Source organism: Flavobacterium sp. DG2-3 (genome assembly GCF_030730925.1).
GTDB lineage: Bacteria > Bacteroidota > Bacteroidia > Flavobacteriales > Flavobacteriaceae > Flavobacterium.
Window position 1 is genome coordinate 79839 of sequence record NZ_JAVAMB010000006.1, and the last position, 16543, is coordinate 96381.

8 protein-coding genes are annotated in these 16543 nt (G+C 35.2%); 7 read left to right on the top strand and 1 reads right to left on the bottom strand.

The window, feature by feature from the left end; genetic code table 11:
- Positions 1–119: 119 nt before the first annotated feature.
- Positions 120–1160 carry a LacI family DNA-binding transcriptional regulator gene (locus tag Q9Q97_RS10375; RefSeq protein ID WP_306156675.1) on the top strand — a complete coding sequence of 347 codons (1041 nt, stop codon included), beginning with the start codon at positions 120–122 and terminating at the stop codon, positions 1158–1160.
- 382 nt (positions 1161–1542) lie between these two features.
- Here Q9Q97_RS10375 and Q9Q97_RS10380 read toward each other — a convergent pair whose 3' ends face one another.
- Complete coding sequence (locus tag Q9Q97_RS10380) at positions 1543–2181, bottom strand: carbohydrate-binding family 9-like protein (RefSeq protein WP_306156677.1); 639 nt, start codon at positions 2179–2181, stop codon at positions 1543–1545.
- 679 nt (positions 2182–2860) lie between these two features.
- Between Q9Q97_RS10380 and Q9Q97_RS10385 the strand changes: the two genes are divergently transcribed.
- The 6 genes from Q9Q97_RS10385 (at position 2861) to Q9Q97_RS10410 (ending at position 16533) form a co-directional block, all read left to right on the top strand.
- Positions 2861–5947 (top strand): TonB-dependent receptor, encoded by a 3087-nt coding sequence (locus Q9Q97_RS10385; protein ID WP_306156680.1) that lies wholly within the window; start codon positions 2861–2863, stop codon positions 5945–5947.
- Between the two features lie 36 nt (positions 5948–5983).
- Complete coding sequence (locus tag Q9Q97_RS10390) at positions 5984–7492, top strand: RagB/SusD family nutrient uptake outer membrane protein (protein ID WP_306156683.1); 1509 nt, start codon at positions 5984–5986, stop codon at positions 7490–7492.
- Between the two features lie 94 nt (positions 7493–7586).
- Positions 7587–8993 carry an aryl-sulfate sulfotransferase gene (locus Q9Q97_RS10395; RefSeq protein ID WP_306156685.1) on the top strand — a complete coding sequence of 469 codons (1407 nt, stop codon included), beginning with the start codon at positions 7587–7589 and terminating at the stop codon, positions 8991–8993.
- Positions 8994–9103: 110 nt separating this feature from the next.
- Positions 9104–10099 carry a c-type cytochrome gene (locus Q9Q97_RS10400; protein ID WP_306156686.1) on the top strand — a complete coding sequence of 332 codons (996 nt, stop codon included), beginning with the start codon at positions 9104–9106 and terminating at the stop codon, positions 10097–10099.
- A gap of 37 nt (positions 10100–10136) precedes the next feature.
- Positions 10137–13136, top strand: a complete 3000-nt coding sequence (locus Q9Q97_RS10405) for a glycoside hydrolase domain-containing protein (protein WP_306156688.1) — start codon at positions 10137–10139, stop codon at positions 13134–13136.
- 301 nt (positions 13137–13437) lie between these two features.
- Positions 13438–16533, top strand: a complete 3096-nt coding sequence (locus tag Q9Q97_RS10410; protein ID WP_306156690.1) for a DUF5107 domain-containing protein — start codon at positions 13438–13440, stop codon at positions 16531–16533.
- Positions 16534–16543: the final 10 nt, after the last annotated feature.

Below are 16543 nucleotides of genomic sequence, written 5' to 3' on the forward strand. Positions count from 1 at the left end.
TAAAACAAGAAAAAATACAAAAATGTGCTCGAACACACTATTTTTATGTTCTCGAGCACATTTATTAATTCTTACAAAAAATTCACGTTTATTAAATCAAAGTTTTTATATTTGTCTATATGGATAAAAAGTACACGATTAAGGATATTGCACAAATGGCTGGAGTTTCTAAAGGAACTGTTGACCGTGTTCTGCATAATAGAGGAAAGGTCTCTCCAGCTGCACTCGAAAAAATCAACGAAGTTTTAAATGTTATTGATTATGAGCCCAACTTAATTGCACGAAATTTAAAAAGCACAAAAGTTTACCGCATTTGTGTTTTGCTTCCCGATCCTGTATTTGACCCATACTGGCTTCCTTGTGTTAACGGAATACAAGATGCGATTAAGGAATTCAAAGCCTACAATGTCGCTATAGACATCCATTATTTCAATCCAGAAAGCACTAAAGCTTTTTTAAAAACCAACGAAACGATTATTACACAATCGCCAGATGCAGTTTTACTGACTCCTCTTTTCCATAAGGAAACCATTGAAATCATAAAACAATATGACGAACTGGGAATTATTGTCAACACTTTCAACAACCAGGTCGAATCTTCTTCTATAAAAAGTTTTGTGGGACAGGATTTATATAAAAGTGGCCGTGTAGCTGCAAGTTTAATGAATCTGATTCTCCCAAAAGGTCAGATTGCCATTATTCATATTGATGAAAGTCTGAAAAATGCGGTTCACATGCAGGAAAAAGAACGAGGGTTTAGAAGTTATTTTGATGAAAAAAATCTTCCTGATTTTTCTGTAACTACATTAAAACTAAAATATTCCAATATAGAAAATAAGCTTACGGCTTTCTTAAACGAAAATCCTGATTTAAGCGGTATTTTTATTACTACTTCTAAAGCTTATCAAATTGCTTCTATCTTATCCTCGGTTACAGATAAAAAAATTGCTCTGATTGGCTACGATTTAATTGACAAAAATGTTAGTTTTTTAAATCAGGGACTGGTTCATTTTTTAATTCACCAAAATCAAAAAAGACAGGCTTATTTGGGCGTAAGCACTTTGGCAGATCATTTTATTTTTAGAAAAGACATTCCAGAAACTATTTTGCTTCCTATTGACATCATCAATGTCGAAAATGCTTCTTTTTACACCAACTAAGTTTTTTTTGCCACAAAGGCGCGAAGACACAAAGTTTTTTTTTCGCTCGCAGATTTAGTAGATTATGGGGATTTTTTATCTGCAAGATCTGTTAAATCTGCGGGAAGAAATTTATACGCAAAGACACTAAGTCTCAAATTTTTTTCCTCTCGCAGATTTAGCAGATTATGAGGATTTTTTTTATCTGCAAGATCTCCTAAATATGCGGGAAGAAATTTATACGCAAAGACACTAAGTCACATTTTTTTTCCTCCCGCAGATTTAGCAGATTATGGGGATTTTTTTTATCTGCAAGATCTGCCAAATCTGCGCGAAGAAATTTATGCGCAAAGTATTTCACGCAGATTAAAAAAACTTTGTGTCTTCGCGTCTTTGCGGCAAATCATTTCTGTAAAATAAATTTCCCGAAAGACGAAGCAATATGAAAATTCGGTTCTGGAGTAATTGGATTTACCCATGAAATCCAAGTCGGTTCATAATTTCCTTTTTCGCCTTTAGAAAACTTGGCTCTATAAACTCCTGTTTCAATTGTATTGTTATGAACTAAATCTAATTCTTTTAACGATCCAATACTAATTGCGCCTGCAACTGTAAAAGAAACCTCATCTGCAGAAGATTCTAGTTTTATATGATTTTGAGGCCATTTCCATTCGTAATCAAAAACCTTATCAGGAAGCGCGTGAAAATCCAATAGCCTTGTTGACGGATCGATTTCTAAACAATAATAAGGATTAAGACTATCATTACTCCTAAAAAAAAGCTCCACTCGATCTGAATTGCAAATGCTGTCTACGCTATCATCTTTTTGGTCGATATAAACATCATTATCAAAAACTCTAAAATTAAAATAGAAGTTTTCTTGATCCCAAAGCGCGCGAAATTCGATTTTTAAAACTGGATCATTATTCCACGGAGAAGAAAAATCGGTCAAGCAATTTGCTTTTTTCCAGAAAACTGGATTTAAAATTTCATTTTCGTTTTCTTGATTTTTATCAATTAAAATTACTTGATACTCCTTCACAATGCTACTTCTTAAATTTTGTTAATTTTTGAATTTTATAAAATCTGAAAACCGATAAGATTTCAGTTTACTTCTTTATCAGTTTTTGAATTAGCCAAGATAGTTTAAAATTGAATAAAAACGAGCAATCTTTAGAAAATAACATCAAAATTCCACAGCAGAAACACATAAGAAAAGACTGCTTAATTTCTACGTTTTCGAATCAGTAATTGCGAAATTCTCAAGTTTTTACAAAAACAGCTTTTATAATTCAAAAATAGTCACTTTTTAGCAAGCTCATCATTTCGAAAATATTTTAAAAACATCTCATCTTTTTAAGTCAAAAAAAACGTTTCGCACAATTTTATGTGCTCGAGAACATAAATTTTGTGTGTTCGAGCACATTTTTTGTGTTTTTTCTTGTTTTATAAAAATATAATCTCTAGTTTCGTCAGAGATTAATCTTAAAACTAAGTTAATTATGCAGATTTTCAGGTGATTTTTAAGCTTGTAGAAAGTAGAAAACCAAACTAAACAAGCCGAGTTTAAAGTAAAAATTGAAGACTCTGATTTGTATAAAAAACAACTCAATCAAAACTTAACTAAAAAGACAAAATGAACTCCACGATTAAAAAAGAAGTCTAAAACCTACAAACAAAGAAGAAAAACAATTAAACATTAACCAAAACCAATTTAAAGTATGAAATTATTAACCCAAAAAAAGCCAAGAGATTTTCGGATTAACAATTTATCCCGCAAAGAAATCGGAATAACGGTTCTCTCGTTATTAGTTTTTACATTTCAAGCTTCTGCAGCTTCTTCTATACATATTTCAGACAAGAACAAAACGGCGCTGTTTTTTGAAAAAACAGTGAAAGGAAAGGTTACAGATGAAAAAGGTTTACCTCTTCCTGGTGCCAATGTGGTAGTTAAAGGTACTACCAAAGGTGTTCAGACTGATGTAGACGGAACTTTTGCTATTACGGTTCCAGATAATGCTACAAAACTGGTCATTACTTTCATCGGAATGGAAGATCAGGAAGTAACCATTGGAAGCGCGCCTCTAAAAATTGTCATGAAAGAAGCGGGACAAAAACTAGAAGAAGTGGTAATTGGATACGGAAAATCTAAGAAAAAAGATCTTACCGGTTCTGTAAGTTCGCTTAGCAAAGACAATTTAAACTTGGGCGGAACAGTGGCCAATGTTGGTCAGGCGTTGCAAGGACGTGCTTCCGGAGTACAAGTGCAACAAAACAGTTACGCGCCAGGAACAAATCCTTCAGTTGTAATTAGAGGTGGAAACTCAATTAATACTTCTAATGCTCCGCTGTATGTAGTTGACGGATTCATTACCAGCACTGGGGCTTCTATTAGTCCAAATGACATTGAAAATATTCAGATTTTAAAAGACGCTGCTTCTACAGCAATTTATGGTGCTCGCGGTGGAAATGGAGTGATTTTAATTACCACTAAAAAAGGTAAAGCTGGAAAAATGAATGTAGAAGCTGAGATTTCTGATGGTTTTCAAAACATCATAAAAGAGCCTTCTTTATTGACTGGGCAGCAATATGCTGATTATCAAAACGCACTTAATGCTGAAAATGGAAGACCTCCACTTTTCCCTTCTAGTTTTCCTGTTGCCAACACCAACTGGTTTGACGCTGCAACTCGTCCGGGTGAAGTGTTAAACAGAACGCTTACTTTTAGCGGAAGCGATCAATCTTCTAAATTTTTTCTTTCTGGAAACTATTTAAAACAGACGGGAGCAATCGTAAACACTGATTTTGAAAGATATAGTGTGAGAATGGGCGGTGAAAAAAGATTCAATGAAAGGCTGAACATGGGTACAAATGTTTACGGCGCTGTTGCTGAAGGAAATAACAGTGATTTTGGCGATAACATTTTATCTCCAATGTTCTCTATCCAGACTGCTCCTCCAGCTATTCCTATTTACAATCCAGATGGTTCGTATTACAAATTTCAAGGAAAAGATAATGCATTAGCACTTTTATTGGAACCTACAGACCACACGATCAACAGATTGGTAAACGGAAGCATGTTTTTAGATTATCAGATTATTAAAGGCTTAACATATCATTTTGGCGCTGGTGCAGAGTGGCAAGAAAATATTCAAGGAAAATATACGCCTAGTACTTTAGTGGCTGGAGCGGCTTTAAAAGGTTCTGCTTCTGAGGAAAATAAAACGTATTTCAGATGGAGTACCGAGCAATATTTGACGTATAAATTTGATATTAAAGAAGTACATTCGATTACAGCAATGATTGGTACTTCAAACCAAAAAGATACTTACGAAAGAGTAAGAGCTGCTGGAACTGGTTTTTCTAACGATTTATTGACGTATTACAATCTGCAAGGCGCTTCGGTTTATTTGAAACCTGAAACAGAAAAAACAGAAACGAAACTGACTTCTTATTTTGGAAGGTTAAATTATGCATTTAATGATAAATATTTAGCCACTTTTACAATCAGAAAAGACGGTTCTTCTCGTTTTGGACCAAACAACAGATTTGGTATTTTCCCTTCTGGAGCGGTTGCGTGGAAAGTGTCTAACGAATCTTTTATGCAAAACGTAAAAGCAATTTCTGAACTTAAACTAAGAGCAAGTTACGGTATTACAGGTAGTGACGGTATTGGAGATTATTCATACATGAGCCGACTAACTTCTTGGGGAGTTACCATTGCGCCAGACGATTTTGTTGCTGGTACAGAACCTGCCAACTTAGCCAATCCGAACCTTAAATGGGAAGAAACAGCTCAAACTGATATTGGTTTGGATTTAGGTTTATTTAATGATAAACTTTCTATCACATTCGATTATTACAAAAAAAGAACTACAGATGCCCTTTTAAATGTTCCTGTTGGAGGTTGGTGGGGCTTTGGCACTCAAAGAATTAACTCTGGAGTTATTGACAACCAAGGTATTGAATTAGGAATCACGACAACAAACTTTAGATCTGATAAATTTTCTTGGACAACTTCATTAAATCTGGCTTACAACAAACAAGAAATTGTGTCTCTTGCAGATAATGTAAAAATCATCAGTACAAATACTTCTAACCCAAGCGGAACAGTTTCTGGACAAGAATTTACGAGATTGGAACCAGGAAAAGAAATGGGAGTTTTGTTTGGTTATAAATATGCTGGAGTAATTAAAACTGGAGAAACTTATGCTCCTCAGCCGTTATCTGTACCTGGAGATCCGAAATATGTAGATGTTGATGGAGACGGTACTATTACAGCAGCTGACAGAACGTATTTAGGAAATTCTATTCCGCATTATGTGGCTGGTTTTAATAACGATTTCAGATACAGAAATTTTGATATGAATATCTTTTTCCAAGGTGCTTTTGATTATTCTGTTTATAATATGACTAAAATGGTTGGAGAATCTTCTACCAGTACAGATGCCTTAAACCGCTGGGTTGCTGGAACGAATGAAAATACAGATATTCCGAGAGACGGTTATTACAAAAGCAAATACGGAAGTTATGTGAATTCAAAATTTGTTGAAGAAGCTTCTTACCTACGTCTAAAAAATGTTTCTATAGGATACACTATTCCTGAAAGCGCTTTGAAAACAGTAAAATTTATTGACAGCATCAGATTATATGCTATCGGACAAAATTTATTGACGATTACCAATTATTCTGGAAATGACCCTGAGGTTAACGGACATTCTTCTAATAATTTAGGTGGAGGAATTGATTTTAACTCGTTCCCTGCTTCGAGAACTTTTATACTTGGAATTAAAGTAGCCATTCACTAGTCTAAAATGCTTTTTAGTAACATTAAATTGATTCAAATGAAAAAATATACAATCTTATTACTTTTACTTACCGCTGGGGCACAAATTTCGTGCAACCAAGACCTTGATCCCACGGTATATAGCAGTTTGACTAATACTAATGGATACCAAACAAAGTCAGATGCTATTGCGGCCATCAATTCTATTTATGGAAGATTAAAAGGCCCGTCTGTAGGCGATAACTTTTCGTATTGGGCTACGAGACACTTTGCCTTGACTGATATTGCTACAGATTTAGGGCACTGCCAGTTTGGTGGAGATCCTGGACAATTGTCACTAGGAACTTGGAATTCTGCCAACGGACTTCTTAAAGAAGACTGGAACGCGATGTACAAACTAATTGCTAATGCCAACAATGCCATTTTCAACATTTTACCTATGGGTGGCATTACAGCAGCAGAAAAAGCACAATTTATTGCAGAAGCCAAATTCTTAAGATGTTCTGCTTATATGGATTTGACAGATTCTTGGGGACCTGTAATTTTAATTACCGAAGCGAACTTAGGAAATCCTGGATACTTAGATCAAACTCCGCCATCGTCTGTTGAAGAAATTGATGCTTTTATGATTAAAGAATTAACTGAAGCTGCTGATGTTCTTCCTCTAAATTATCAAAACAATGAAATTTACGGTACAAATGACGTAGGACGTGCTACAAAAGGTGCCGCTCTTACATTATTAGCCAAATTGTACTTAAGAAGCCATGATTGGCAAAAAGTTGCGACTCTAACCAAACAAGTTATGGATTTAAACCAATACAGCCTTTATCCTTCTTACTTAGGTTTGTTTAAAGAAAGTAACAAATGGTGCAGCGAAAATATCTTCTCTTCTTTGAGTGACGCCAATACAAACGGAACCGAATTATTAAACCATTTTGGCCCTGTTGATCACCCTGTTGTTCAAAACAGATGGCAGTATTATACCGTAAACTGGGATTTTTACAACACTTTTGGTGACGAAGACGAAAGAAAACAGTGTTTCTTCCCAGAATTTATGGGCACAGATGGTCTATTGCACAAACAGCCTCCATACTTAGGCGCTGAACCGCCAGAAGGTGAATTGTACATGCAAGACGTTTCTACAAAAAAATATGCTGATGACGAAACGACAACGTATTACGATGGTCATAGTGTAAACATTCTTCGCTATGCTGATGTTTTATTGAGCAGAGCCGAAGCGCTAAACGAAATCAGTGGCCCAACTCAAGAAGCAATCGATCTTATCAATCAGGTAAAAGGAAGATCGCATGCCAAACTTCTGGTTTTATCAGAACATACACAAACTAGTTTGCGAGATGCTATTTTGCAAGAAAGAGGCTGGGAATTGTTTTATGAAGGAAAACGTCGCGCTGATTTAATTAGAATGAACAAATATGATGTTTTGGTAAACGCTTATCATTTAAGAGTTGGCGAGGCAGCTTTGATTAAAATGCCACAAAACAAATATTACACGTATCCACAGAGTCAGGTAGATCTTAATCCAAACTTAAGCAACGCCGACAGATAATAAAATGTATTTCAAGAACAGACAGCAAATAGTCTGTCTGTTCTTGATTTTTATATAAAAAGTGCTTTTCTGTTTCACAAAAGAAGCTTTTCAGATGATCAAAAAATTAATTTTAAAAGGAAGTTTTATTTTAGTCCTGCTTTCATTGGCAAGCTGTTCTAAAAACCAAATTATCTCCAATATCAATATTGGCACTCATGGTAACAACGAATTGAAAATTCAGATCGATGTTACTACGAATGACCAAGCTCAGGTATATGCAGAATATTGGTCGGATAAAAAAGGAATTCAAAATAAAATAACCTCTCCTATTTCAAATTCTGGTCTTAAGCATTCTTTAGTGCTTTGCAATATTATTCCAGAAACCAATTATAGTTTTCAAATTGTTACGGTTCAAGGCAGCGATAAAAAAACAAGCAAGGTTTATACTTTTAAATCTAGAAAATTGCCTGAATGGCTTCAAAAACAATTTAAAGCCAATTGTCCAAAACCGGAATTACTGCCAGCGAATTTCAAAAAAGGTTTTATGCTTTTAGCGAAAAGAGAAACTCCAGGAACGGCATACATTGTAGATTACAAAGGAAATTTAAGATGGTATCATACACTTGAAGGAACAGGATTTAAAGTCGCTCATTTTACAAAAGAGCAAAGCATTCTTTCCATTTTAGGAACAAACGACGAACCTACAAGTTACGGAAGTGAAATTCTGGAAATCAATCTTCAAGGCGATACTTTAACGCATATTAAAAAAGGACAAGGCGATTTAAAACAGACTATTCATCACGAAATCATCAAAAAATCGGCTAACGAAATTGTGACTTTAACGGTGGAAGAAAAAATAATAAACCTGAAATCTGTCGGCGGAAAAGAAAAAGACACGGTTAGCGGTGACGGAATTGTAATCTTAGATAAAAAAGGAAAACAACTTTGGAAATGGACTGTTTTTGATGATTTAGATCCGATGAAAGACAAAGATATTTTAAAAACAAAAAAAGACTGGACACACGCCAACAGTTTGAATTACGATACAGATGGCAATTTTCTAATTTCTTTCTACAACAATGGACAGATTTGGAAAGTAAATGCTAAAACTGGAAAAGTAATGTGGAAATTAGGCAAAAACGGAACTATGAAAATGGCTCCAGAAAGCAATTTTTCTCAAGCACATGCTGCACACATCGATCAGGAAGGAAGTTTGTTATTTTTTGATAATGGTGTAGATAAAAAACAATCTTCTGTTTTTGCTTTAAAAGTGGACGAAAAGAACAATGCCGTAAAACTTGATTTTCAAATCAAATTGCCAAAAGACATTTACAACGACAGAATGGGAAGCGCTTATATGATCAACAAAGATTTGATTTTGTGTTGCTGTTCCAAAAGACATATTACGGTTTTAACGAATAAAAAAGGGGTTTTGCTTTGGGCTTTGGAATCTGAAATTCCGCCTTATCGCACGCAATTTATTGAAGAAGAAAAAATGAAACCATTTCTTCTTAACTAATGATGATCTTCCTCCAAGGTTTTCAAAACCTTGGAGGTTTAAACATAAAACGAATACCTACGAGGTTTCGAAAACCTCGCAGGAGAAGAACAAGACTAAAAATTCTAAACATGAAAAAAATAATTCTTATCGGACTTTTTTCAGCAATGCCAATTGTAGTTTTCAATTCCTGCACCAAATCAAATTCACAGACTTTAGCTGCTGTAAATCAAGAAGCCGAAGATGAAGGTTACATCAAAATTGATACTTCAAAAATTCCAGACGATCAATTTGGAGAATCAGTTCGTTATGGAAGAGAATTAATGATGAAAACGGCTTATTATATTGGTCCAAACGGAATCAACGGAAAATATTTAGGCAATAAAATGAATTGCACCAACTGCCATCAAGATGCTGGAACAAAACCGCATGCGTTCAATTTAATGTCTTCACACGATAATTATCCACAATACCGCGGACGCGAAAATAAAGTGCTTACATTGGCAGAACGAGTTAATAACTGCATTATGCGCCCACATTCTGGAAAACCGCTACCGCTAGACAGCAAAGAAATGGTAGCTTTTTTATCTTATTTTAAATGGATTAGCAAATTTGTTCCAAAAGACGGTAATTTCAAAGGAGCAAAAAATCTAGAAATCGAATTTCCTGATGTTGCCGCAAGTCCAGAAAGAGGAAAAGCATTGTTTGTTGAAAATTGTGCCCGTTGTCACGGAAATAATGGTGAAGGAGTTTATAATGCTGACAAATCGGGTTACACCTACCCGCCTCTTTGGGGCGAATACGGTTATCAGCCAGGTTCAAGCATGCACCGTGTAATCAAACAAGCGCAATGGTTAAAAAACAATATGCCGTATGATAAAGTGCAACCTGGAAAACCATACCTTACAGACAAAGAAGCACTTGATATTGCGGCTTATGTAAATGATGATTCTGTACACGAAAGACCAAATCCAAAAACGTTTGATTATCCAGATAAAATGGGCAAACCTATAGATTATGCGCACAGCCCATTCAATGATAATTTTTCTGAAGAACAGCACAAATACGGGCCTTACAAACCTATTATTGCCTACTGGAAAAAACAAGGCTGGAAAGCGGTTTACTAAACTCAAAATATACTATTTAACCTGATTATACAATACAATGAAACTAAACCTAAAACACACAACGCTTTTGACCAGAATAATGATGATGTGTCTTTTCACCATCAGTATTCCATTAACAGCACAAATCAAATATTCAGACGGAAATGACAGCTGGAATCCCGATAAATTAGGAAACCACCGCGCTGTAATTGCATTTTCAGGTTCAGGAAATGTTGCCAAAACTACTATTGAATGGCGAAGAAGAGATACTAATCCGGAACTTAAAAAAATCATCGTTCAAGATGCATCAGGAAAAGAAATTCAAAACATAAAAACCGAAAACATCAATAGAGAAAACGGAACTATTTTCTTTGAACCTATTTCAGGAAAAGGAACGTATTACGTTTATTATATGCCTTATATTGATGAAGGAACTGCCAATTATCCGAAAGGAATTTATGCAAAACCTGAAGACAAAGCCGATACAAAATGGCTTTCTAACATTAAATCAAATGTAAAAGACAATTGTTCGGTTACAGAAATCCAGAGCGTAAATGCTTTTAATAGTTTTTACCCGATGGAAGTTATTGCAACGGCGGCTGAAACCAAAGATTTGATTACAAAAAATACTGGAAATTCTTTCTTAGTTTTCCCAGAAGACAGATTGCATTCCATCAAATTAAAATCAGATTTACCGCAAAGATGGATTCAGAAAGGTGTTCAAAACAGTTTTTCTGATACGGCAATGAAAGGCGAATATCTGGCTTTTCAATTGGGAGTTTATGCTCTTGAAGATTTGCAAAATATAAAAGTCACTTTTTCTGATTTGAAAAATAACGGAAATACAATTGATGCTAAAAACATTAGCTGTATTAATACAGACGGAACAAAATACGACGGAAATCCTTTTACCAATACTGTTTCTGTTTCAAAAGGAAAAATTCAGGCAATGTGGTGCGGCATCGATATTCCGCAAACTGCAACTGCTGGAACTTACACAGGAAAAGCAACTGTAATTGCTGACGGAAAATCAAAAGAAATCAATCTTCAAATAACCGTTTCAAACGAAGTAACGAAAAATGGTGGAATTGATTCTCCAGAAAAAATGACGCGTTTAAAATGGTTAAATTCTACTTTAGCGCAAGAAAATACAGTTATTGCTCCTTATACTCCACTAACAGTAAACAATTCTGAAATTACTTTATTAGGAAGAAAACTGATTTTAGCGCCAAACGGATTTCCTGCTCAAATTCAGACTTTCTTTACTCCAGAAATGACTTCTGTGGGAACAAAAGCCAATGATATTTTAAGCGCTCCAATCGATTTTCATTTTGTTGATGCGTCTGGAAAAGAATTGCAATGGAAAAACAGCGGTGTAAAATTCACTAAAAAAGAAGCAGGAACAGTTTCTTTTGAAAATACTTCGACTTCAAAATCAGCTCAAATGGAAGTAAACGCTTCTGTTGAATTTGACGGTTTTGTACATTATACAGTAAAAGTTACGGCTCTTGAAGATGTTTCATTTAATGATATTAATTTCCAAATGCCAATGCAGCCAACATCTGCAAAATACATGATGGGATTAGGTCAAAAAGGCGGCGATCGCCCTGCAACTTTTGACTGGAAATGGGATGTGGCACACAAAAACCAAGACGGTGCTTGGATTGGTGCCGTAAATTCTGGATTGCAATTTTCTTTAAGAGACGAAAAATATAGCCGCCCTTTAAATACTAATTTCTATTTACAAAAACCATTATTGTTGCCAACTTCATGGGGGAACGAAAATAAGGGCGGCATTACCATTACTCCAAACCAGAAATCGGTTGTGGTGAATGCTTACAGCGGTGCAAGAACGATGAAAAAAGGCGATGTTTTGCATTATAACTTCAACTTATTAATCACACCTTTCCATACCATAAATACCGATTTTCAGTGGGATACAAAATTCTATCACAAATACAGTCCGATCGATTCAATTGCAAAAACGGGTGCAACAGTAATTAATATTCACCATGCTAATGCGATCAATCCGTACATCAATTATCCTTTTATCGAATTTAAAAAGATGAAAACGTACATTGATGAAGCGCATGAAAAAGGCTTAAAAGTAAAAATCTACAACACAGTTAGAGAGGTTTCGAACAAAGCGTATGAAACTTTCGCTTTAAGAAGTTTAGGCCACGAAATTTATTCTCCAGGAAAAGGAGGCGGATTCTCTTGGCTGCAGGAACACGTTGGCGACGATTATATCGCGGCTTGGTTTGTTCCAGAAATTAAAGATGCGGCAATTGTAAACAGCGGTATGAACCGTTGGCACAATTATTATGTAGAAGGTATGAACTGGCTAACACAAAACGTTGGTATCGACGGAATCTACTTAGATGACGTTGCTTTTGACAGAATTACCATGAAACGCATTAAACGTGTATTGACAAAAGACGGTCACCCTGGAATTATTGATTTGCACAGCGCGAACCAATACAACAAAAGCGACGGATTTAATAACAGTGCCAATTTATACATGGAACACTTTCCGTACATCAATAAATTATGGTTTGGAGAATATTTTGACTACGAAAAAAATCAACCAGACTTTTTCTTGACAGAAGTAAGCGGAATTCCATTCGGATTAATGGGAGAAATGCTTCAGGATGGAGGAAATCCGTGGAGAGGAATGGTTTACGGAATGACGAACAGACTGCCTTGGAGCGACGGTGCAGACCCAAGACAAATCTGGAAATTATGGGATTTTTTCGGAATTAAAGGTTCTGAAATGATTGGATATTGGAGTGAAAATTGTCCAGTAAAAACAAGCAATGACAAAGTATTGGCAACAGTTTACAAAAAAAATGGAACGGCTTTAATTTCAATTGCAAGCTGGGCAGATGCTGATACCAAAGTGAAACTGAATATCGACTGGAAAAAACTAGGAATCAACCCTTCAAAAGCAACTATTACAGCTCCTGAAGTTCTTAAATTTCAATCTGCTCAGACTTTTAAACCAACAGACGAAATTCCAGTTTCTAAAGGAAAAGGCTTGCTGTTGATTGTGAAGTAAACACATCCAGTTTGTCATTTCGACGAAGGAGAAATCGCACGCGGGATTCGGCACAGATTAGACAATTCACTTTGTGGAGCTACTAGTGTGATTTCTCCTTCGTCGAAATGACAAAAAAGCAGAAAAATTAAACACATAAAAACATAGAATTTTCTATTTCAATAAAAGAGTTTAAAAAACAAATCTAGATTTGAACACATAGACATAGCTATGTGAATTTAGGTAAATGAAATGCCTTTATAGACAAAGCAAACTATGATTCTATGTGTTAAAAAAACAAACCCAAAAACTAGCTATCCACATGAAATTTAGACCAATATTATCCATTCTACTTTTTGGAAGCCTTTTTGTCACTGCACAAAACAAAACCACTGTAAAAGAATACAAAAAAGCATTTACGACTTATCCTTTTTCTGATCCTGACCCGATTCCGAAACCGGATACTAAGTTTTATCCCTATTTCCGTTTTGATGGTTTTACCGATAAACCTGTTCAAAAAGAATGGAAAGTAATCGAAATTGAAAACGATTATATCAAACTGACAATCTTGCCAGAAATTGGCGGAAAAGTTTGGTCAGCAATCGAAAAATCAACTGGAAAAGATATTGTTTACAATAATCACGTTGTGAAATTTAGAGACATTGCCATGCGCGGACCGTGGACAAGCGGCGGTGTTGAAGGCAATTACGGAATCATCGGCCACACGCCAAATTGCGCAACTCCTGTCGATTACAAAATCATAAACCGAGAAGATGGAAGCATTAGCTGTGTGATTGGCGTTTTGGATTTATTAACGAGAACTTCTTGGAAATTAGACATCAATCTGCCAAAAGACAAAGCTTATTTTACCACAAGTTCGTTTTGGTCGAACACAACCGAATTTGAACAGCCTTACTACACATGGATGAATACCGGAATAAAAGCAGCTGAAAACCTGCAGTTTATTTATCCGGGACAAACCTATATTGGTCATAACGGAGAATACAATTCGTGGCCAATTGATAAGGAAAATGGCAAAGATTTATCTTTCTACAAAAACAACAATTTCGGCGGTTACAAATCATATCACGTATTCGGAAAATACAATGATTTCTTTGGCGGATATTATCACGATGAAGACTTCGGAATGGGAAGATATGGCAATCACGACGATAAACCGGGCAAAAAAATCTGGATTTGGGGATTATCTCAACAAGGAATGATTTGGGAAAAATTATTAACCGATACTGACGGGCAATACGTTGAAGTTCAAAGTGGAAGATTATTTAATCAGGCGAGCGAAGGCAGTAATCTTACGCCTTTCAAACAGCGCTCGTTCGCGCCATATCAAACCGATACTTGGACCGAATATTGGTTTCCTGTAAAACAGACCAAAGGTTTTGTAAAAGCGAATAATTATGGTTCTGTCAATATTAAAAATGAAAATGGCTGGCTGAAAATCTACTTTTCTCCGCTTCAAAAATTAAACGAAAAAATCGAAGTTTTTGAAAACGATAAAAAAGTGTATTCTAAAGATATCGCATTAAATACGATGCAAACTTTCAAAGATTCCGTTCAGATAAAAGTCGATTCGAATAAATTGAAATTTGTTTTGGGCGAAAATAAATTGGTTTGGAATTCAGCTCCAGAAGATGGAAACATTAATCGTCCTTTAGAAATTCCGAAAGATTTTGACCATAATTCGATTTACGGATTGTATTTGCAGGGGAAGAATTACATCAGTTTTAAAGATTATATCCTTGCCGAAGAAAAACTTAATGCCTGCCTAAAATTAGATGCTAACTACGCTCCTGTTCTTTCTGCTTTAGCTTCTTTACAAATCAGAAAATTAGATTATAAAGGTGCTATAAATTCGGCGAGCAAAGCTTTAGCCATTGATACTTATGATGCTGCTGCGAATTATTTTTACGCTTTAGCGAATTTGCATTTAGGAAATACAACCGATGCAAAAGATGGTTTTGACATCGCAGCTGCAAGTGTAGAGTTTAGAAGTCCAGCTTATACGGCTTTAAGCAAAATTTATTTAGCAGAAAACAATCTGCCAAAAGCAGTTGAATATGCTGAAAAAAGTCTCGTAAACAATCAATACAATGCACAAGGTTTACAAGTTTTAGCGGTTTTATATCGTCTTCAGAATAGTGCTGAAAAAGCAAATTCGGTTTTAAAAACCATTGCAACACTTGATCCATTGAATCATTTTGCTGATTTCGAAAAATACCTTTGGAACAATTCAAACGAATCCAAATTGGCTTTTACATCAGCTATTCAAAATGAAATGCCGGAACAGACATTTTTAGAATTAGGTATTTGGTACAATAATATAAGCCGAAAAGAAGACGCTTTAAAAGTTTTTTCTATTGCAGAACCAAGCGCAGAAATTATCTATTGGAAAGCTTTCTTAGAAAATAAATCAGTTGATATCAGCAAAATCAGACCTGGAACGAGTTTTCCTTTCCGAAACGAAACGGCTGAAATTTTAAAATCATTAATCAAAATTAACGATCAATATCAATTAAAATATCATTTAGGTTTAATTGAATGGAATCGAAATAATATCGCTTCCGCAAAAGAATTATTTTTACAATGCGGAACAAAACCAAATGATCCTGCTTTTTATGGTTCCAAAGCTTCTTTATTTAAAGATGATGCTACAATTGTATTGGCAAGTTTGCAGCAAGCCATAAAATTAGATCCGCAAGGCTGGAGATATCATAAAATGTTAGCTGAGCATTATATCGTTCAAAAACAATTTGATAAAGCATTAGCAACAGCTGAACCATTCTACAAAAAACATCAAGACAATTATTTGCTCGGAATGTTATACGCAAAGACGCTTCTTCTAAACAAAAAATATGCTGAAGCCGACAAGTTCTTAACCAAATTGCAAATTCTTCCTTTTGAAGGCGCAATCGCAGGAAGACAATTGTATCACGAAGCCAAATTGATGCAAGCTTTGGCAGAAATGAAAAACAAAAATTATAAAAAAGCTTTGCAATTTATTGCCGATGCCAAACTATTCCCAGAAAATTTAGGCGTTGGAAAACCATACGCCGAAAATATTGATGAAAGACTAGAAAACTGGCTCGATTATCAATGTTACAGCAGTCTTGGAAACAAAGAAATGGCCTCAAAATCTTTAGATAAAATTGTGGCTTTTCATCCTGTAGTAGATAATACGGTTATGAACTTTCTTCCTGCAAATCAATTGATTTCGGCTTGGGCGATTGAAAAAACTTCTTCTTCGCAGGAAGCTGAAAAATGGCTGAAAAAGCAAGCTGATTTATATCCTTCAAACAAAATAATTCAATGGAGTTTATTGGCTTACACCAAAAAACAATCGAATATTTTAAACGAAGATGAAAAAGACGGCGAGGTCAGAATTATCGAAAAACTGTAAAGAACTTTCA